The organism is Clostridium sp. FP2 (assembly GCF_011065955.2).
Classification (GTDB): Bacteria; Bacillota; Clostridia; order Clostridiales; family Clostridiaceae; genus Clostridium_AD; species Clostridium_AD tagluense.
In genome coordinates this window covers 4,519,908-4,540,040 of record NZ_JAAMNI020000001.1, presented here as the reverse complement: position 1 = coordinate 4,540,040, position 20,133 = coordinate 4,519,908, and the positions used below count along the sequence as shown (strand labels likewise).

Genomic DNA, 20,133 nt, shown 5'->3' with positions numbered 1-20,133 from the left:
GGCCTCTGTGGATAAAAATAACTTTATATGATTAATTATATGGTTTGAGGGGAAGTGAAAAAATATGCACCAAAAATCAGAGAAAGAAGACGTAGAAAATTTCGTTCATCTCCATGTACATACAGAGTATAGTTTGCTGGATGGTTCCGGGAAGATTAAAGAACTCATATCTAAAACCAAGGAGTTAGGTATGAAGAGTATTGCTATAACAGACCATGGAGTAATGTATGGCTGTGTGGAATTTTATAAGCAGGCAAAGGAGCAAGGCATTAAACCTATTATTGGGTGTGAAATATATGTAGCTGCTAAGTCTATGTACATAAAAGAAGCAGATAGAGAAAATCAAACTCATCATTTAGTGCTTTTAGTTAAGAATGCATTGGGGTATGAAAATTTAATGCGGATAGTATCCGCAGCTTCCATTAAAGGCTTTTATTATAAACCAAGGGTTGATCATGAATTTTTGTCAAAGTATAGTGAAGGAATAATAGCTAGTAGTGCATGCCTTGGTGGTGAGGTTCAAAGTCATCTTCTTCGCGATAATTATGAAAAAGCAAAGGAAATAGCACTGCAATATAAAGAAATTTTCAAAGATGGCTTTTATTTGGAATTACAATATCATGGTATGCAGGACCAACTTAAGGTCAATGAACTTTTAATTAAACTTTCAAAGGATACAGGAATTCCTTTAATTTGTAGTAATGATACTCACTATATTAATAAAGAGGATGCAAAGGCTCATGATGTGCTCTTATGCATTCAAACAGCGAAAACTGTGGATGAAGAAAATAGAATGAGATATCCATCAGATGAGTTTTATTTAAAATCTCCTGATGAAATGAAAAAGACCTTTGCTTATGTTCCAGAGGCTTTAAGTAATACAGTGAAAATTGCAGAGCAGTGTAATTTTGATTATGAATTTCATGTATCTAAATTACCTAAGTTTCCATTACCAGACGCGGTAGATCCTTATGAATTTCTAAGAGAAAATTGCTACAAGGGTATGTCGTCGCTTTATAAGGTCTTTAGTGAAGTACAGGAAAAGGGTTTTTCTATAGAATATGTAAATGAAATAGCGCTTGGAAGTGATCAGGCTAAAGAGTATGTGGTCAGACTGGAATATGAACTTAATATAATAAAGCAAATGGGATACATAGATTATTTTCTTATAGTATGGGATTTTATAAAGTTTGCAGTAGAACATGATATTCCCACGGGGCCTGGTCGTGGCTCTGCAGCAGGTTCTATAGTGGCTTATGCATTAGGAATAACTAAGATAGACCCTATAAAATATAGTCTTATTTTTGAGAGGTTTTTAAATCCAGAGCGAGTTTCAATGCCGGATATAGATTCGGATTTCTGCTATGAAGGACGTCAAGCTGTAATTGATTATGTAGTTGAGAAATATGGATCTGATAATGTATCACAAATTATAACTTTTGGAACTATGGCTCCAAGAGCTTGTATAAGAGATGTAGGAAGGGCTATGAATTATTCTTATGCAGAGGTAGATAGAATTGCTAAGATGATTCCAACTGTAATTGGTATAACTATAAATAAAGCTCTTGAGATGAATGCAGAGCTTAACTCCTTATATGAAGATGATATACGGGTTGAAGCACTTATAGATATTGCAAAGGCCTTAGAGGGACTACCAAGGCATAGTTCTACTCACGCAGCAGGAGTAGTTATTGCCTCGAAGCCATTAGTAAATTATGTTCCTCTTCAGAAAAATGAGGAAATGATAGTAACACAATTTCCTATGGGAACCTTAGAGGAACTTGGGCTTTTGAAAATGGATTTTTTAGGTCTTCGAACACTTACAGTTATGAGAGATTGTGTGGATTTCATAAAGGAAAACAGGAATGTGAGTATAGATATAGATGATTTAGATATTGAAGATCACAAGGTCTATAAGATGATTGGAGAAGGTAAAACTGTAGGAATATTTCAATTAGAATCTGCAGGAATGACTAGCTTTATGAAAGAATTAAAGCCAGACAATTTAGAAGATATTATCGCTGGTATAAGTTTATATAGACCAGGTCCTATGGCTGAGATTCCACGCTATATAAGAAATAAAAATAGTATGGATAAGGTAGAATATGAAACTCCGCAACTCGAAGAAATTCTTGGTGTTACCTATGGTGTAATGGTATATCAAGAACAAGTAATGGAAATTGTTAGAAAACTAGCTGGTTATTCCATGGGTAGATCAGACCTTGTACGTCGTGCTATGTCTAAAAAGAAGCACAAGGTTATGGAAGAGGAACGATATAACTTTATCCATGGAATAGTCCGCGGGGATGGAACCATAGAAGTAGAAGGTTGCCTCCGAAATGGAATTTCGGAAAAGGCTGCAAACCGCATATTTGACCAAATGATGGATTTTGCGTCTTATGCTTTTAATAAATCACATGCCGCAGCCTATGCAGTGGTTGGTTACCAAACAGCATATTTAATGTGTTATTATCCCACAGAATTTATAGCTGCTATGCTAAACAGCGTAAAGGGTGCTAGTGAGAAAATAGCTTTTTATACCAGATATGCAGTGCAAATTGGTATTGGAGTGCTACCTCCTAGTATAAATGAAAGTTACGCTGGGTTTACCGTAAAAGGAGATACTATAAGATTTGGCCTTACAGCTTTAAAAAATGTAGGGGTAAATGTAATAGACAGTATTGTGAAAAATCGAGAAGAGAAAGGTGATTTCATCGGTTTCATGGATTTTTGCAATAAAATAGATACCTCCTGTGTAAGCAAAAGAGCAGTAGAAAGTCTTATTAAAGCAGGAGCCTTTGATGATTTCAAAATTCATAGGTCTCAACTACTAGCAATCTATGAAAAAGTATTAGATGGAGTAAATAATGATAGGAAGAGGAATATTTCTGGACAAATAAATTTATTTTTAGATTTTGAAAATGATTATAATAATTTCGAAATAGAGTATCCTAATATTAAAGAATTTAAAAAGAAACATCTTTTAGCTATGGAAAAAGAAATGACCGGAATATATTTATCTGGTCACCCACTAGATGAATATGAAGAGACTCTCAAAATACAGACGGATACAAGAATATCGGATATTGTGGTAGATGAAAGCCTTGAAGAAGGTAATGAACTATTGAATGAAAGCTTTAAACTTCAAGATGGGGATAAAGTTATTATCGGAGGCATAATATCGACTGTTTCGAAAAAAGTTACAAAAAATAATGCAATGATGGCTTTTATTAATCTAGAAGACCTATATGCAAGTGTGGAAGTAATAGTTTTTCCTAAGACCTTTGAAAAATATAAGTCCTTAATAGATGAGGATGAAATAGTAATAATAAAAGGAAGAGTAAGTATTAGGGAAGAAGAACAACCTAAGATTTTGTGTGAAGATATTAAACCCCTTTTAAAGATTAACAGTGAAAAAATTTATATTTTGATAGAAAATGAAACGATGATGAAAGATACACTAAAAAAATTAAAGCAAAACTTGACCATTTATAGGGGATACACTCCGGTATATATTTGTACAAAGGAGCCAAGAAAAATGTATGCTGCGGATAAAGCATTATGGCTCAGTGAGGAAACTGATACTATGGAACTCTTAAGAGGTATATTTGGAAAAAATAACATAAAAATACAATAAAACCTTTACCTATTATAAGTAAAAACCATGGGGGAAAATTTTTTTCTCCCGTTTTTACCCGTTAAAAGGTTTACAATGCCACCATAGTATGCTATATATTAAAAATTTATTATTTATGAATATAAAACGTTGAATATTTCGCGAATTTTGTATAAAATTAGAGTATAAGAAAAATTTTAATTAGTATTAATATTACTGTCAATAAACATGGATATATTATAACCATAGTGGGACTAACTTTGACCCGATGGTACAGAGATTGTCCCGATAGTGCAAGGAAGAAAACTATAAGGAGGTTAATGTTTATGAAAACAATTGCGGTATTAACAAGTGGGGGAGACGCACCAGGAATGAATGCAGCCCTTAGAGCAGTAGTTAGAATGGCTATCTATAAAGGTATAAGGGTTATGGGTGTACAAAGAGGATATAGTGGGCTTATAAACGGTGAGCTTTTTGAAATGGATAGACGTTCTGTTTCTGATATAATTCATAAAGGTGGAACTATTCTTAGAACTGCACGTTGTGAAGAATTTAAAACTCCAGAAGGAAGAGAAAAAGCAGCTAATGTACTAAGAGTATTTGGCATTGATGGCCTAGTGGTAATTGGCGGCGATGGATCTTTCACAGGAGCACAGTATTTATCAGAAATGGGTATTGCAACTGTTGGTATACCTGGAACTATTGATAATGACTTACCTTATACTGAATATGCTATAGGCTTTGATACGGCTTTAAATACAGTACTTGACGCTATAAATAAGATAAGGGACACTTCAAGTTCCCATGAAAGAATTAGTGTAGTTGAAGTAATGGGAAGAAATTGTGGAGACATAGCCTTATACGCTGGAATTGGCGGAGGGGCTGAAAAAGTAATTATTCCTGAAAAAGGGTATGAAATAGATGATTTGTGCAAAACTATATTTGAAGGTAAGCTAAGAGGAAAAATGCACAACCTAATAATACTGGCTGAAGGCGTAGGTGGAGCAAATGAGCTTGCTAAGGAAATTGAAGAAATAACAGGAATAGAATCTAGAGCTACCATACTTGGTCATATTCAAAGAGGTGGAAGTCCAAGTGGCTTCGATAGAATGCTGTCTTCAAGAATGGGAGTAGCAGCAGTAGAAGTGCTTATGGAAGGTAAATCAGGAAGAGTAATTGGTATGAGAGATGGTAAAATAATTGATGAAGATATCAATACAGCGCTTGCAATGCCAAGAAAATTAGACGAAGAACTTTATGAAATATCAAAAATTCTTTCTTATTAGAAATAGGCAAAAATATGTTAAAATAAGCATATTTAAATAGATATTAAATTCAAAAAAATAAGATTCAATAAGGAGAGCAATTTATGAAAAAAACTAAAATTATATGTACCGTAGGACCGGCTAGTGACAACAGTGAAACTATAAGAAGCTTAATCAATGCAGGAATGGATGTCTCAAGACACAATTTTTCTCACGGAGACCACGCGGAACATAAGATAAGAATGGATCTCGTAAAAGACCTTAGAGTAGAACTTAATAAACATATTGCTATAATACTTGATACTAAAGGACCAGAAATTAGAACAGGAAATTTTGCAGCGGGTAAAGTTGAATTAAAAGAAGGTGCTAAGTTTACAGTTGTCTGTGGTGAAGAAGTTATTGGAGATGAGACTACTTGCTCAGTGACATATAATAAACTAAATGAAGATGTTAAACCTAATGATATTATATTAATAGATGACGGCCTCGTAGGACTTATAGTACAAGAAATAAAAGGTAAAAAAATCGAATGTATAGTTGCTAATACTGGTATGGTTGGTAATCATAAAGGAGTCAACGTGCCTGGAGTTTCAATAAATCTTCCCGCACTTACAGGCCAAGATATTGAAGATTTAAAATTTGGAGTTACCCAGGAAGTTGATATTGTTGCTGCATCTTTTATAAGAAAAGCTTCTGATGTACTTGACATAAGACGTATACTTAACGAAAATGGTGGAGCAGATATACAAATATTCTCTAAGATTGAAAATAGAGAAGGCGTTAATAATATCGATGATATTATCAAGTTCTCTGACGGTATTATGGTTGCAAGAGGAGATTTAGGAGTTGAAATTCCTACTGAAGAAGTTCCAATAGTTCAAAAAATGATTATCCAGAAGTGTAATGCTGCTGGAAAGGCAGTTATAACAGCTACTCAAATGTTAGATTCTATGATGAGAAATCCAAGACCAACTAGAGCAGAGTCATCAGACGTTGCAAATGCAATATTTGATGGTACAGATGCTATAATGCTTAGTGGTGAAACTGCTAATGGTAAATACCCTGTAGAGGCAGTAACAATAATGTCTAAAATAGCAAAAGCTGCTGAAGATGTTCTTAACTATGAAGAAAATTTAAACAAGAAGAGAAAGTCTCATATTCCTAATGTACCAAATGCTATTAGTTTAGCTACTTGCAATACAGCTATGGAACTCAATGCTTCAGCTATTATTACTGCAACTCAAAGCGGTAGTACAGCTAGAAAAGTTTCAGCTTATAGACCAGAATGTCCTGTTATAGCAGTTACTCCTTATGAAAAAGTAGCTAGAAGTCTTGCATTAAACTGGGGTGTAATCGCAATATGTGCAGAAAAAGTAGAATCTACAGATGAACTTATAGATAAATCTGTGAATATTGCACTAAAAGCAGGATATGTAGAAAAGGGAGATTTAGTAGTTATGGCTGCTGGAATTCCAGCGAATTTTGTAGGTAGCACAAATATGATGAAGGTTCATATTGTTGGTGATATATTACTTCAAGGTAAGGGCAATATAAGTGCATCAGCATGTGGTACAGCTTATTATGTTAAAAGCACAAAAGAAGCTAATGATACTATGCAAGATGGAGATATTTTAGTAGTGAAAACATTAAACAGAGAATATATTGAGATATTAGATAGAGTTTCTGGAATTATAGTAGAAGAAGATGAATTAAGCTCAAGTGTTGTAATTGAATGTACATCAAGAGAAATTCCAATAATATATAATGCAACTGGAGCAACGGAAGTTATTAAAACTGGTTCATTTATAACTATGGATGCAGCTCGAGGTATTGTTTATAGTGGTAGGGCTAACGTAAAAAATTAAAAAGCAACTAGCTTACTCCTAATATACTAAGTTAGTAATGCTGTGATTAAGATTGTCAGATATCTGGCAATCTTTTTTTTAAAAATACTTTACATATTAAGAAAAATTATGTATAATTAAAACAATTATGGGTACAATTATAAATAAATACCAAGGCAACTGATTTCTATTAGAGCATCTATATGGTGCTTTTTTTGTTTTTAAATGAAAAACCACAAAAATTATGAGTTTAATTATCTTTATCTTTCTTTTCTATAGTATAATAAAAGTAAAAGCTACAAACTATAATTAAAATTAAGTAGTGGGAGGGATAAATATGAACGGAGTTTTAAGTTGCAGCGCAATGAATTGTGTTAATAATATATCAGCAATATGTTCAGCTAGGACTATCCATGTTTCTGGATTAAACGCCCATAGTAGCGAGGGAACACAGTGTGAGAATTTTGCTGAAAAGGGATTAAAGAATTCATTAATTAATGTGCTCAATATGAATGTAGTAGGTGAATTTAAACAAGCATTTAATAGTGACTCTATAGAAATGAGTCCAATGATTAGATGTGAAGCTATATATTGTAAACATAATGAAAAAAAATTATGTTTAGCAGGTAATATTATAATGTATGGGAAAGATGCTTTAAGTATTGAAAAAACAGAATGTGAGACCTTCGAAGAATAAAGTCATTTTTCAATTATAAAGTTTAGGGTTTTTCTTAGATGATGATAAAAGGCATCTTGAAAGAAATTATTTTTTCAAGATGCCTTTAGTATGGGAAAATAGTTATAGCTAAGGTAGGAGGAAAAATAATGAAAAGTAATAAAAAATTTGATAATTATATTATTCCAGTTAAAAAAAATGAGGACTATATAATGACTATAGATAATATGGGGTACGAGGGTGAAGGTGTAGGTAAGATAGATAACTTTACTGTTTTTGTAGCTGGTGCAATATTAGGTGAAAAGGTAAAAGTAAAAATTGTTAAGATTTCTAAAAGTTTTGCCTTTGGTAAGTTATTAGAGATAATAGAATCATCAAGCAGTAGAATAGAGCCAGTTTGTACTATATATAAGAATTGTGGAGGTTGTAATCTTCAACATATAGATTATACAGGGCAATTAGATTTTAAAACTAATAGGGTAATACAGGTTATAAATAGGATAGGAAAGTTGGAAGATGTAATAGTGCACCCTACACTAGGAATGGAAAAACCTTATAATTACAGAAATAAGGTTCAATTACCTGTGTCTAATAAAAATGGAACAATAGATATTGGTTTTTATGCAGCAAGAAGTCACGACATAATAAACATGGAAACCTGCCATATTCAAGATAAGGTAGCGGATGTTGTGGTAAAGCTTACGAAACAATGGATGAAAGAGTATAATATCCAAAGTTATAATGAAGAAAACCATAAGGGATTGCTTCGTCATATTATGATAAGAAAAGGGTTTAAAACAGGAGAAGTAATGGTGGTATTAGTCACTAATGGTAAGAATATTCCATATAAAGAAGAATTTATAGCCACGATGACTAAAAAGATCCAAGGGCTTGTCAGTGTAGTACAAAATATTAATAGTGAAAAAACAAATGTAATACTGGGAGCAAAATGTGTAACACTATGGGGAAAAGATACTATAACTGATTATATAGGAGAATTCAAATTTGAAGTTTCTCCACTATCATTTTTCCAAGTTAATTCAATTCAAACAGAAAAGTTGTATAGTAAAGCACTAGAGTATGCAAACTTAAGTGGTGGAGAAGTGGTGCTGGATGCTTATTGTGGTACAGGAACTATATCCTTATTTCTATCTCAAAAGGCGAAAAAGGTGTATGGGGTGGAGATAGTACCAGAAGCCATTGAAAATGCTATAATAAACGCAAAAGAAAACAAGGTAAATAATACAGAGTTTATAGTAGGTGAGGCAGAAAATGCTATTCCAAAGCTTATAAGCCTTGGAGTGCAGGCTGATGTAGTGGTAGTTGACCCACCAAGAAAGGGTTGTGATAAAACTCTCTTAGAAGCCATAAGCAGTATGGGACCTAGAACTATAGTTTATGTTTCTTGTGATCCGGGTACTTTAGCTCGGGACTTAGGAATTTTAGATGAACTTGGATATAAGACGTTAGAAATTCAGCCTGTGGATATGTTTCCTCAAACGGCTCATGTTGAGTGCGTGGCGCGTATAGAGAAAAAATAGCCTGGTGCCATCCACGTGGTAAGTTGAGGATTTTAAATGAATATTGAAGTGGGTTTGTATTACAGAAAATCGTCTAATTTATTTAAATAAAATTAGGCGATTTTTAATAGAATAGAAAGGGATTATCAATGGTGATTTTAATTAAAATTAAATTATAGTGGCAAATAAAAAGAATACTTTAATAATATTAGAACTGGCTCTTGTAATTTATTGTCTCATATGATACTGTATAAATAGAAATAAATCGTATACGATTTAAATTACAGGTTCTTATTAAGATTATAACTAGATTTTACAAGGAGGAATAAAAAATGAAAATTGTTGCTTTAGAGTTTTATAAAAACGGAGAAATGAAAGAGGCATTTGCATTTGGAGGATCAATGTCAAAAGAAGACATTGATATGAATAAAATATATTCAGCTAGTTTGCAAAACTATTTAATAGATACTGGAGAAGAAGTTATATTAGTAGATACGGGGTTACCAGTAGAAACACCAGAATTCAAAAGAGAGCCAAACCAAAAGCTATATATGGGAGAAAAAATTGCAAACTTTGTAAATGCTCTAAAGAATATAGGATACAAACCAGAGGATATAGACAAAGTGGTTATAACACATAAACATCCTGATCATAGTGGAGAGCTAAGGTTATTTAACAATGCGAAAATTTACATTTCAGAAATAGAAGCAAATGCCATGCAATTACATGGGGAAAATATAATTAGAGTTGATTTCCAAGATGGTAAATACAAAAATTTTGAAAAAAGCGAGAAAATAGCTGAGGGCATTACTATGTTACCTGCTTATGGGCATACTAATGGAAATTCAATAATTATTGTAGAATTTGAAGGATTAAATTATATGATTCAGGGAGATGTAACATATACAGATGAGGCTCTAAGAAGAAATCAATTGTCAGTAGTATTTGAAAATAAGGATTTGGCAAAGGAAACGTTAGAAAAAGTTAGAGAGTTTGTAAAAGAAAATGACACAGTCTATTTATCGACGCATACTCCGGAAGCTCTGATTTCTTTAGAGCAAAAACTAATCATGAAATTATAAGGATGTAGGAGCATTATGGGTAGGATTGTTTGGAATTTTTTTAACATTTTATGGTAAGATTAAATAATTAAATAGGAGGCAGATATATGAGTATTTTTGGAGTAACAAAAGGTACAGAATTCGAAGAAGAAATAGATAAGCTTTGGAAAGGTGAAGGACAGGGCGCGGCGATGTATTCTGCTTTAGCTTGCTTAGCTAAAGAAAGAGGGCTTGAAGAAGTGGCAGAGAGTCTGTTAAAAGTTGCTGCGGATGAAGCACGTCATGCAGGATTATATGCTATATTAAATGGACATGCTAATGAAGAAATTTTTGATGTGCTAAGAAAGATGGCGCCACTTGAGAGTGGGGGTGTAGAAAAGCTTCAACAATTTGCTGGACGTATACGAGATATTGGATTAGAAGAAGCAGCTAAGCAAATAGAATCTGCTGCATTGGATGAAGGCCGTCATGGAGAAATATTGAGAGATCTAGTGGAAAAATTTTGTTCCAAAAGATAAAATTAATATTTTAAGATAAAAGGATGGTATTATGGAAAAAATTAAAAGATCACTGCTGGTGGGTGGGGGTCATACTCATATATTCCTTATAAAGCAGTTTTGTTTAAATGCAATTCCTGGTTTTAAAGTCCTTCTTGTGTCTGATTCTAACTATCAGTATTATTCAGGAATGGCTGCTGGGTATTTGGAAGGATTTTATAGCTTAGATGAAATCTCCTTTGATTTAAAGAAGTTGATTATGATTTTATTTTAGGAGCAGGAGACTGTATTTCCTTTTATGAATTTTCATATGTAAAAAAAGTTGGTGTTTATGCTATCAGGGAAGCTCCTCACCTCTACAATAATATACTGAAATTCATAAGAAATGATGGATTGCAGGAATATATACCTCAGAAAAATCATATGGCAATTATATCCTCAGGGAATAAAAAAGGAATCATGCAGTACAAGGGAATGGCTATATCAGGAGGGGCATGCTGGAAATTGAAGGATTTTATTGATTGTAAATTCATAAAAAAGTTCAAATTTTATTGATGAGTTTTAAATTTTATGAAAAAGTATATATCAGAATTTGTCGGAAAATTCTGATTTATTATAGGTTCCAAATAATATATAATAAGAGTGATTAAACTATAAAAGGGGGATTTTTTATGGAATCATTCGGTCAACTAATTGCCCAAATTGATAGCTGGATATGGGGAATACCACTTATTGTATTATTATTTGGCACTCATCTATTTTTAACTTTTAGGCTTAAATTTATTCAACGCTACATTTTTAAGGCTATAAAACTTTCTGTAACCAAAGATGATTTTGGTGTGGGAGATGTAAGTCAATTTAGTGCTCTAACTACAGCGCTTGCAGCTACTATAGGAACAGGAAATATAGTTGGTGTTGCAACAGCAGTTGGTCTTGGTGGACCTGGTGCAGTTCTTTGGTGTTGGTTAACGGGTGTATTTGGAATAGCTACAAAGTATTCTGAGTCTTTATTATCTGTTAAGTATCGTGTTAAAACTAAAGATGGTACAATGGCAGGTGGACCAATGTATGTTTTAGAACATGCACTTAATGCAAAATGGGCAGGAGTATTATTTGCAGTATTTACAAGTATTGCAGCTTTTGGTATTGGGTGTATGGTACAAGCAAACTCCGTATCGTCAATGGTATATGAAACATTTAAAATCCCAACTTGGGCTACAGGCCTTGTAATAGCTGTATTAGTAGCAGTCGTTATATTAGGTGGAATAAAGAAAATAGCTAAGGTTTGCGATATTTTAGTTCCATTCATGGCTATATTTTATGTTATTGGGTGTATTATACTTCTAGTAATAGGTCACAAAACTATTGGAAGCACAATAGTCCTAATATTTAAGGATGCTTTCTCACCTCAAGCTGCAGCTGGTGGATTTGCTGGAGCAGGGGTTATGATGGCAATGAGATATGGTGTTTCAAGGGGACTTTTCTCAAATGAATCAGGTCTTGGTAGTGCACCTATAGTTGCAGCTGCAGCACAAACAAGAAATCCTGTTAAGCAAGCTCTAGTTTCAGCAACAGGTACTTTTTGGGATACAGTAGTTGTATGTGCAATGACAGGCTTAGTTATTGTAAATTCGGGTTTGTGGCAAGAAGGAGTAAAGGGTGCGGCACTTACTAAAGGAGCATTCGCGGCTATTCCCGTGGTAGGGCCTATCATTTTAACAGTTGGACTTTTGACATTTGTATTTTCAACTATACTTGGTTGGTCATACTATGGAGAAAAGGCAATCGAATACTTACTTGGTAAAAAAGCAATCCTTCCTTATAGAATACTTTGGGTTATATTTGTTTACGTTGGCTCAGTGTTCTCACTTAATCTAGTTTGGGATTTAGCGGATTTATTTAATGGATTAATGGCACTTCCAAATCTAATTGCTTTAATAGTACTCAGTCCTGTAATTGTTAGTGAAACTAAGAAATATTTATGGGATGATAACCTTGAAGCAATAGACACTGATCCCATAAGGCAAGTTGATGAAAAAGGAAATTCTTTATCAATGTAAATAGATTTTATAAATAAAGCTCTTGGCACGCTAAAATGCTAAGGGCTTTAATAATTTTATAGATTAAAGCACTAAAAGTTTAAAAATTGTTTACATATGCTAAATTTTAAATACTGCTATATTATAAATATTGTGATAAAATATTAGTGTATTAGAATTGAGAGGAGATAATCATGGATATTATAAAAAAGGTATTTAAAGACTGGATACTGCCAATACTAGCAGCAATTATAATAGCAATTATCATAAATAAGGTTATTTTCTTTAACGTGTCTGTTCCAACTGGATCAATGCTACCAACTATAAAACTAGATGATAAGATTTTAGTAACAAGAGTTCATAACAAGAAAAACCTCAAACAGGGGGATATAGTAGTATTCCATTCTGATGAATTAAATGAAGATTTAATAAAGAGACTTATTGGACTACCTAATGATGAAGTGGAAATTAGAGATGATGGGTCACTATACATAAACAAGGTGAAAATCGACGAGAGTTATGTTGTAGATGCAAATAGAGGTGGCAAAGCAGGATTAAAATTTAAAGTTCCAGAAGGCAGTTATTTCTTTATGGGAGATAATAGAAAAAACTCTTTAGATGCAAGATACTGGGCATACCCTTTTATACAAGAGAAAGATATAATGGGTAAAGCAAGAATTAGAATTAGTCCTTTTAGCACATTTGGAAAATTAAAGTAAGAAAATAGCAGAGTATGAATGCAAGTTTATACATCTGTTATTTTCATTTTTTTTGAAAACATGCTACAGTTAGGAATATCTATCCCAATATTTCTTGGTTAGATATAGCATACGGTCCTAAAATACTTCCAGGGTTAGCATTAAGTCATGAATTCTCAACAATGATGTTCTTTGCACTAGGATTAGCAAATTACCTATTCGCTACAAAAATAGACAAAAAAACCATTTAGTGTTATAATTAGGCACGGTATAAAAGATTAAATGGGTTCTATGGTTTGGCAACTTTGTGATGGAACTAAGACTGTTTATGACATAGCCTTAGCTATAGTAGAAAGATTTAATGAAACGGAGCAAAATGTTATTAATAGATTAATTATGTTTCTAAGGTATTTGTCTCGAAAGGGATGGATTACTTTTGAAAAATAATAATATATATCATATCTAAATAAACCACATTAGATGATTTAATGTGGACTATAAATGGAGGGGAACGAATATGGAAATAAATAAATTAATTGACGCTATGAAAGAGGATATTGTTAAATCTACTCAAGAGGTTATAAGAATTAAGAGTATAGAAAGTGAACCAAAACCTGGAATGCCTTTTGGAGAAGGTGTAGCTAAAACATTGGAATGTGCTTTAAATACTGCAAAGAATTTAGGCTTTCATACAGTTAACTTAGATGGTTATGTTGGATATGCAGAGTACGGACAAGGCGAGGATTATGTTTTAGCCTTAGGACACTTAGATGTAGTTCCTGAAGGAGAAGGATGGATTTATCCACCTTACGGCGCAGAAATTCATGATGGGAAAATGTACGGACGTGGAACTACAGATGATAAAGGACCAATAATGGCAACATTATATGGACTAAAGGCAATTAAAGATGCAAAACTACCTATTTCTAAAAGAATTAGAATCTTATTTGGAACTAATGAAGAAACGGGAAGCAAGGAAATTGAGCATTATTTAGAAAAAGAAAAAGCACCAGTTGCTGGTTTTACACCAGATGCAGACTATCCAATAATCAATGGAGAAAAAGGTATAACTATTTTCAACATTGTAAAAGATTTTAATAAAAAGAATTCTGGTGAAAACCTTATAAAATATATTAAAGGTGGTCAAGTAGCTAACATAGTACCAGATTATTGTGAAGCAGGAATAGTAGCTAAAGATGCAAAAAACATTGTTAGTGCATTAGATATTTTTGCAAAACAGATGGATTACAAGCTTTCCTGTGAAGTTAAGGAAGATGTGGTAATAATTAAATCTGTAGGTGAAGCAGCTCATGGAAGTACACCAGAAATTGGAGTAAATGCCATAATGCAATTATTTGCTTTCCTTGGAACTGTGGACCTTGGAACAAACGATGTGTCAGAATTCGTTGAATTTTTAAATAAGAATATAGGTATGGAAACACATGGTGAGTCTTTTGGGGTTTGCCTCGAAGATGAGAATTCAGGAAAATTATCCTTTAATGTTGGAGTTGTAAGCATGGATCAAAATTCAGCTACAATGACTTTGAATTTAAGGTACCCTGTAACAAATAAACTAGAAGATATGATGAATCCATTTAATAGTAGGATAGAAGGAACTGGAATAAAAATAGAAAAATTTGAGCACCAAGGACCATTATACTTTTCACCAGATAGCCCAATTATTAAAGCACTTCAAAAAGTTTATACTGAGCAAACTGGCGAAGAAGCTAAATTACTATCTATAGGTGGAGGAACTTATGCTAAGGAAATGCCTAACACTGTAGCATTTGGACCAATGTTCCCAGGGGAACCAGATACTATTCATAAGAAAAATGAATATATCACTATAGATAATTTAATTAAGAATGCTAAAATATATGCTCACGCATTATATGAATTAGCAAAGTAATAATGGAATAACTTATAGGCCTATATCTTATAAAATGAGATATAGGCCTTAGTATTTTAAAAGAGCTATATTTTTAAAATTAATTAATATAAAAGTTGTAGAATTAAAATGGATATAGAGGTATAATACAATATTATGAACAACTTAAACACTATAAAAAATATTAAACTTTTAGTGGAGGATAGTTATGAAAATAAAAGAGATTAAAATGGGTAAAATTAGTACTCCTTTGAAAAAACCATATAGAGTAGGAAAGAGATTCCTTACATACTCTGATGAAATAGTTATAAAAATGATTACAGATACAGGAGAAATAGGATATGGTAGTGCAGCTCCTACGCCTTCTATAACTGGAGAAACAGAGAATTCAATTATTGGAGCAATAAATTATATTAAGCCAGAAATTCTAGGACTCGACATCGATAATCTTGAAGAAATTATGAAAGTAATTCATAATTCAATTCATGGAAATAATAGTGCGAAAGCTGCTATTGATATGGCTATATATGATTTACTTTGTAAAAAATATGGAGTGCCACTTTATAAATTCTTGGGAGGATACAAAACTTCATTAACTACAGATCTTACAATAGCAAATGATACTGTAGAACAAATGGTAGGAAAATCCCTAGAAGCTGTAATGGATGGGTATACTTATTTAAAGGTAAAAATTGGGAATGATTTAGAACATGATATAGAGAGAGTAAAAGCTGTAAGAAAAGCAGTAAGACGAGGAATAAAAATAAGGGTAGATGCTAACCAAGGTTGGAGACCCAAAGAAGCTGTAAGTATTATTAGAAAATTTGAAGATATGGGACTAGACATTGAGTTTGTTGAGCAACCAGTTAATGCTTGGGATATAGATGGATTAAAATATGTAACAGATAACGTAGAAACAAAAATTCTTGCAGATGAAGCAGTTTTTGGGCCTTCAGATGCCTTTAAGATAATTGAAAGAAGAGCAGCAGATCTTATAAGCATAAAGCTTATGAAGTGTGGAGGCATAAATAATGCAATAAAAATATACAATATGGCAGAAAATATGGGTATAAGATGCATGATGGGCTGTATGCTAGAAAGTAGAATGGGCATAACAGCAGCAGCTAGTTTTGCGGCATCAAAATCTAATATGATTAAAGCAGACCTAGATACTATGTTGTTATTTGAGCATGATTCAATAATCGGAGGAGCATGTATTACAGGAAATAGAATAACTATTAATGATTCTCCGGGCCTTGGTATTTCAGATATTATTGGATGGCATGAAATTTTATAAAAATATAACCATTGAAATGGGGTGATAGTTTTGAATAATAATAAATATGATATGGACGCTAGTCTCATAGAAGTGGAATTAAAAAAGCAATTAGAATTTAATATAGAAGAAGAAAAACTAAAAGTGGATATTGAAATCATTAGTGAAGAAATTCTAAAATATATTGAAAAGAGAAAGGAAATTACAAAATATATTTTAGAGTATAGGAAAAAAGTAATTGAAGACTATAGAGATGATGAGGATATGGTAATAGAATATTTTGATCATGAGATATATGTTAAGGAAGAAGCCTTCAAAACTATTGATAGAAGACTTAAAGAGTTAACTCAGCTTAAGAGCTCTCCTTATTTTGGAAGAATTGATTTTTCGGAAGAAGATTTTGGTATTAATAAAATGTATATAGGAAGATTTGGAGTTACTCCAGAGAATACATTTGAACCACTAATAGTAGATTGGAGAGCACCAATTGCATCCTTATTTTATACCGGAGCTTTAGGAGAAGCTTTTTATGAAGCACCTAAAGAAAAGATGCTAGTGAATATTTTAGCTAAGAGACAATACATTATAAAAAAAGAAAAACTTATGGGTATGTTTGACTCAGCACTAGATATAAAAGATGAGATACTTCAAATGGTGCTTAGTAGCAATGCTTCAGAAAAGTTAAAAGATATAATAATGACAATACAAAAGGAACAGGATGACTTAATAAGACAACCAAGAATCAAAACTATTGTTGTGGATGGGGTGGCAGGAAGTGGAAAAACTACTATTGCTCTTCATAGGGTAGCTTATCTACTTTATAATTACAGAAAAATACTCCAAGATAAAGTTCTAATACTCGGACCAAATAATGTATTTATGGAGTATATATCTTTAGTGCTACCAAGCCTTGGAGAGTCAGGGGTTAAACAAACAACCTTTAGAGACTTTGCTTTTGATATTTTAGAGATTGAAGAAGTAATGAGTCTAAAAGAATACATGGAAAAAGTGCTTAGTGGTGAAAGTGAATTTACAGAGGATATTATCTATAAAAATTCTATAGAATATAAGAATTTCCTTGATGAGTCAGTAGAAAAATTAGATAGTGAATATTTTAAAATAGAAGATTTATTTTTTATGAATGAGGTAATATTATCTAAAGAAGATATAATGGAAATGTTTTATAATTATTATAAAACTATGCCCTTATTTAGGAGAAGTAAGAAAATTAAAAGAATTATTTATTCTAAGATTAGTGATGCTAGAGATGAAAAAGTTAGACTTATACAAAAGGAATATGAAAAAACTGTGTCTTTATTATCTGAGGAAGAACAAAGTTTTAAAGTAAATGATTTAGAGTTTAATAGAAAACTTAAAATACGAGAAGTTATTAAAGAGATAATAAAGTTAAAAAGAAATCTTACTTGGCTAGAAAATGGAAATTGTGTTGATTTATACAACAAAATCAATGGCTATAAAAGATTAACTGAAAATGATTTAGGTGGTATCTTGTATTTTAAAAATAAGTTAGAGGGAATAAAAGTTTCTGAGCAAATGAAACATGTAGTAATAGATGAAGCTCAGGATTATAATCAACTTCAATTCCTAGTAATAAAAGAATTAACAAGGTGTACTTCCTTAACCATAGTTGGAGATAGTAATCAACGAATTATTCCATATGATGGCAAGCTGCCTATGCATGACTTGAAAAATATACTTCCACAATGTAATGTTCAGGAGTTTAAACTAAATACTAGTTATAGATCTACAGTGGAAATTATGGAGTATGCCAATAAATATTTAAGTACAGAACCTATTGTTCCTATAGTAAGAAGTGGCGAACCTGTAACAGAAAAATCAATATCTGACACGGATGAATTTAAAAGTTATATGGTACAAAAAATTGAAGATTTTAAAAGCAAGGCTTATGAAAATATTGCAATTATATGTAAGGATATAATTGAAACAGAAAAAATCTTTAAGTTAATTAAAGACATTGCTAAGATTAAAATTATTAACAATGAAAATGCAGTGTATCATAGTGGCATTGTTGTTATTCCATCTTACTTTGCTAAGGGACTTGAGTTTGATGCAGTTATTATGCTGCTAGAAGGACCAAGTGGTACAGGAGATGAATATAAGCAAGAGGATAAACTTAGATATGTGATGGCAACTAGAGCATTACATGAGCTTCATGTGGTTCAAAAAAGTTCATTTTAGATTAAAAATTTTTTCTTATATTATGCTATAAGGTCAAGTATATATTGCTTGAATGCTTTCGCGTCGCCAAGAAATTCTAAATTAATTTTATTGAAAGAGACTAAAATTAATTAAGAATTTCTAAGGCTTGCTTAAATGCATTTTACGCAATATATACTTTTGTTAGCATAATCTTAAGAAAAAAAGAGTGTGTCATAAAAAGAATATTGTTTTCAAAATAAGAGGAGATAAACTAACGTGGTCTACTACCTTGTTAGTTCATCCCAATCTTCCTTAATCTCATTTAATTCTATTAGTGTACTAGCTTTATCTTCACTGGTTATGGAGCCACGAAGTCTAGCTATATTTAAACTTATATTATATATTTCATCTCGCTCAACACTAAATTGAATACGTGGAATTATTTTTTTCCAGGCTGAATCAATATTAGTCACATCTTGCTGAAGCATCTCCCATTTTTCAGATTTTGCATGTTCTATAGATACTTCTACAAAAGCAACTACATCTTCCGACTGGTTATGAGGTTTTTTTAAATAATTACCACCAAGCATTAATAATACAAAGACTGTTAAAGTAACTATTGGTATAGAGTATGATATTAATTTTTTCATAAAGTTAAGTTACTCCCTTATATTTTATTTGTTATTTTTTTTTATATGATCTTTATAAAGATCTATATGTAGGCCACTGGTGGCATTATAAATAGCTAAGAATACTTCGGAAGCGTCATTAATGCCTTTGCTTTTTAATTGTTTCATTAGCCATCTTTCATTCCTATTAATCTTATCTAAGCTATCTTGCAAAATGGAGCCATCGTAAATTACTTCAAAATCAATACTGGCAGGTGAAGTTTTAAGATTTAAATCCTTTGGGGTAACTGGATCACACTGAGTTTTTTTTAAGATAGACAATTGACCATCTTTTTCCAGGATTGCATAAGCCACTTGGTCTATATCAAAAATATCTTTATCTCTTAACTGTGATAGAAGGTCACCTATGGTGTATCGAAACTTTTTCATGGATTCCTCTAGTATTTTTCCATTTATAATAACGATGGTAGGCTGTCCATCTAGGTATTTTTCAGCAGTCTTTGATTTAAGAGTTATTAATTGTAAAATTAAGCATAAAGCAGTCCATGTAAATAGTCCTACCCAATGAGGCCATGCTCTACTAGTTAAATCTGTAGTTAGAGAGGAGGCTGTAGAACCTATAGTTATACCAACTACATAATCAAAAAAAGTAAGCTGACTAACCTGCTGCTTGCCGAGAATACGGGTAAATATCAATAAGGTAAAAAAGCCAATGATTCCTCTGACTAGTACTATTAGGCCTTCGTTCATGGGAATAACACCTTCCTTCAATAATATTATATCCAAGTTTATAAGTTATATTAATTTTAATATTTTACAAACAATAAATTTAAATTATTATTTCCTCAAGGTGAAATTTAAGTGATGAGTTAGCCAAGTTACTTACCACTTGCAACCTGGGTGGCACCAGAGATATAATAAGCGTGTATTCAAGTAAAAAACA

16 protein-coding genes are annotated in these 20,133 nt (G+C 32.2%); 14 read left to right on the top strand and 2 right to left on the bottom strand.

What is annotated here, in order from left to right; genetic code table 11:
- Positions 1 to 64 precede the first annotated feature (64 nt).
- From G9F71_RS21435 to G9F71_RS21370, 14 genes are all read left to right on the top strand, one after another.
- Positions 65 to 3,637: a DNA polymerase III subunit alpha gene (locus G9F71_RS21435; protein ID WP_164948669.1), complete on the top strand. Its 3,573-nt coding sequence runs from the start codon at positions 65 to 67 to the stop codon at positions 3,635 to 3,637.
- 305 nt (positions 3,638 to 3,942) lie between these two features.
- Positions 3,943 to 4,902 (top strand): 6-phosphofructokinase, encoded by a 960-nt coding sequence (gene pfkA / locus G9F71_RS21430; RefSeq protein WP_164944034.1) that lies wholly within the window; start codon positions 3,943 to 3,945, stop codon positions 4,900 to 4,902.
- A gap of 83 nt (positions 4,903 to 4,985) precedes the next feature.
- Entirely contained in the window at positions 4,986 to 6,746 is a 1,761-nt protein-coding gene (gene pyk, locus G9F71_RS21425) for a pyruvate kinase (protein ID WP_164948668.1), read from the top strand.
- Positions 6,747 to 7,062: 316 nt separating this feature from the next.
- Positions 7,063 to 7,422, top strand: a complete 360-nt coding sequence (locus tag G9F71_RS21420) for a DUF1540 domain-containing protein (protein WP_164948667.1) — start codon at positions 7,063 to 7,065, stop codon at positions 7,420 to 7,422.
- Positions 7,423 to 7,550: 128 nt separating this feature from the next.
- Positions 7,551 to 8,942, top strand: coding sequence for a 23S rRNA (uracil(1939)-C(5))-methyltransferase RlmD (gene rlmD, locus G9F71_RS21415; protein ID WP_164948666.1), 1,392 nt, complete (start codon positions 7,551 to 7,553; stop codon positions 8,940 to 8,942).
- Positions 8,943 to 9,253: 311 nt separating this feature from the next.
- Positions 9,254 to 10,003, top strand: a complete 750-nt coding sequence (locus G9F71_RS21410) for an MBL fold metallo-hydrolase (RefSeq protein ID WP_164948665.1) — start codon at positions 9,254 to 9,256, stop codon at positions 10,001 to 10,003.
- A gap of 86 nt (positions 10,004 to 10,089) precedes the next feature.
- Positions 10,090 to 10,500, top strand: coding sequence for a ferritin family protein (locus tag G9F71_RS21405; protein WP_164948664.1), 411 nt, complete (start codon positions 10,090 to 10,092; stop codon positions 10,498 to 10,500).
- 31 nt (positions 10,501 to 10,531) lie between these two features.
- The gene (locus G9F71_RS21400; protein WP_164948663.1) at positions 10,532 to 10,753 is read left to right on the top strand and encodes a hypothetical protein; all 222 of its coding nucleotides are present in this window, start codon (positions 10,532 to 10,534) and stop codon (positions 10,751 to 10,753) included.
- A 397-nt stretch (positions 10,754 to 11,150) separates the two neighbouring features.
- On the top strand, positions 11,151 to 12,539 hold the full coding sequence (locus G9F71_RS21395; protein ID WP_164948662.1) for an alanine/glycine:cation symporter family protein: 1,389 nt from the start codon (positions 11,151 to 11,153) through the stop codon (positions 12,537 to 12,539).
- 173 nt (positions 12,540 to 12,712) lie between these two features.
- Complete coding sequence (lepB, locus tag G9F71_RS21390; RefSeq protein ID WP_164948661.1) at positions 12,713 to 13,237, top strand: signal peptidase I; 525 nt, start codon at positions 12,713 to 12,715, stop codon at positions 13,235 to 13,237.
- 261 nt (positions 13,238 to 13,498) lie between these two features.
- Positions 13,499 to 13,663, top strand: coding sequence for a PqqD family protein (locus G9F71_RS21385; RefSeq protein WP_207712049.1), 165 nt, complete (start codon positions 13,499 to 13,501; stop codon positions 13,661 to 13,663).
- A 70-nt stretch (positions 13,664 to 13,733) separates the two neighbouring features.
- A complete protein-coding gene (pepV, locus tag G9F71_RS21380; protein WP_164948659.1) occupies positions 13,734 to 15,125 on the top strand; it encodes a dipeptidase PepV in 1,392 nt (463 codons plus the stop codon).
- A 187-nt stretch (positions 15,126 to 15,312) separates the two neighbouring features.
- Complete coding sequence (locus tag G9F71_RS21375; protein WP_164948658.1) at positions 15,313 to 16,401, top strand: dipeptide epimerase; 1,089 nt, start codon at positions 15,313 to 15,315, stop codon at positions 16,399 to 16,401.
- A gap of 51 nt (positions 16,402 to 16,452) precedes the next feature.
- A complete protein-coding gene (locus G9F71_RS21370; protein WP_164948704.1) occupies positions 16,453 to 18,600 on the top strand; it encodes a HelD family protein in 2,148 nt (715 codons plus the stop codon).
- 245 nt (positions 18,601 to 18,845) lie between these two features.
- Here the strand turns inward: G9F71_RS21370 and G9F71_RS21365 are convergent, their stop codons facing one another.
- On the bottom strand, positions 18,846 to 19,211 hold the full coding sequence (locus tag G9F71_RS21365) for a DUF4363 family protein (protein ID WP_164948657.1): 366 nt from the start codon (positions 19,209 to 19,211) through the stop codon (positions 18,846 to 18,848).
- Positions 19,212 to 19,235: 24 nt separating this feature from the next.
- The gene (locus G9F71_RS21360; protein WP_125004141.1) at positions 19,236 to 19,940 is read right to left on the bottom strand and encodes a DUF421 domain-containing protein; all 705 of its coding nucleotides are present in this window, start codon (positions 19,938 to 19,940) and stop codon (positions 19,236 to 19,238) included.
- Positions 19,941 to 20,133: the final 193 nt, after the last annotated feature.

What these genes read in the sequence shown, in the direction of transcription:
- G9F71_RS21370 (WP_164948704.1), top strand. Translation starts at nt 16,453, where the DNA reads ATGGACGCTAGTCTCATAGAAGTGGAATTAAAAAAGCAATTAGAATTT.
- lepB (WP_164948661.1), top strand. Translation starts at nt 12,713, where the DNA reads ATGGATATTATAAAAAAGGTATTTAAAGACTGGATACTGCCAATACTA.
- pyk (WP_164948668.1), top strand. Translation starts at nt 4,986, where the DNA reads ATGAAAAAAACTAAAATTATATGTACCGTAGGACCGGCTAGTGACAAC.
- G9F71_RS21365 (WP_164948657.1), bottom strand. Translation starts at nt 19,211, where the DNA reads ATGAAAAAATTAATATCATACTCTATACCAATAGTTACTTTAACAGTC.
- rlmD (WP_164948666.1), top strand. Translation starts at nt 7,551, where the DNA reads ATGAAAAGTAATAAAAAATTTGATAATTATATTATTCCAGTTAAAAAA.
- G9F71_RS21385 (WP_207712049.1), top strand. Translation starts at nt 13,499, where the DNA reads ATGGGTTCTATGGTTTGGCAACTTTGTGATGGAACTAAGACTGTTTAT.
- G9F71_RS21435 (WP_164948669.1), top strand. Translation starts at nt 65, where the DNA reads ATGCACCAAAAATCAGAGAAAGAAGACGTAGAAAATTTCGTTCATCTC.
- G9F71_RS21375 (WP_164948658.1), top strand. Translation starts at nt 15,313, where the DNA reads ATGAAAATAAAAGAGATTAAAATGGGTAAAATTAGTACTCCTTTGAAA.
- G9F71_RS21410 (WP_164948665.1), top strand. Translation starts at nt 9,254, where the DNA reads ATGAAAATTGTTGCTTTAGAGTTTTATAAAAACGGAGAAATGAAAGAG.
- pfkA (WP_164944034.1), top strand. Translation starts at nt 3,943, where the DNA reads ATGAAAACAATTGCGGTATTAACAAGTGGGGGAGACGCACCAGGAATG.
- G9F71_RS21395 (WP_164948662.1), top strand. Translation starts at nt 11,151, where the DNA reads ATGGAATCATTCGGTCAACTAATTGCCCAAATTGATAGCTGGATATGG.
- pepV (WP_164948659.1), top strand. Translation starts at nt 13,734, where the DNA reads ATGGAAATAAATAAATTAATTGACGCTATGAAAGAGGATATTGTTAAA.
- G9F71_RS21360 (WP_125004141.1), bottom strand. Translation starts at nt 19,940, where the DNA reads ATGAACGAAGGCCTAATAGTACTAGTCAGAGGAATCATTGGCTTTTTT.
- G9F71_RS21420 (WP_164948667.1), top strand. Translation starts at nt 7,063, where the DNA reads ATGAACGGAGTTTTAAGTTGCAGCGCAATGAATTGTGTTAATAATATA.
- G9F71_RS21405 (WP_164948664.1), top strand. Translation starts at nt 10,090, where the DNA reads ATGAGTATTTTTGGAGTAACAAAAGGTACAGAATTCGAAGAAGAAATA.
- G9F71_RS21400 (WP_164948663.1), top strand. Translation starts at nt 10,532, where the DNA reads ATGGAAAAAATTAAAAGATCACTGCTGGTGGGTGGGGGTCATACTCAT.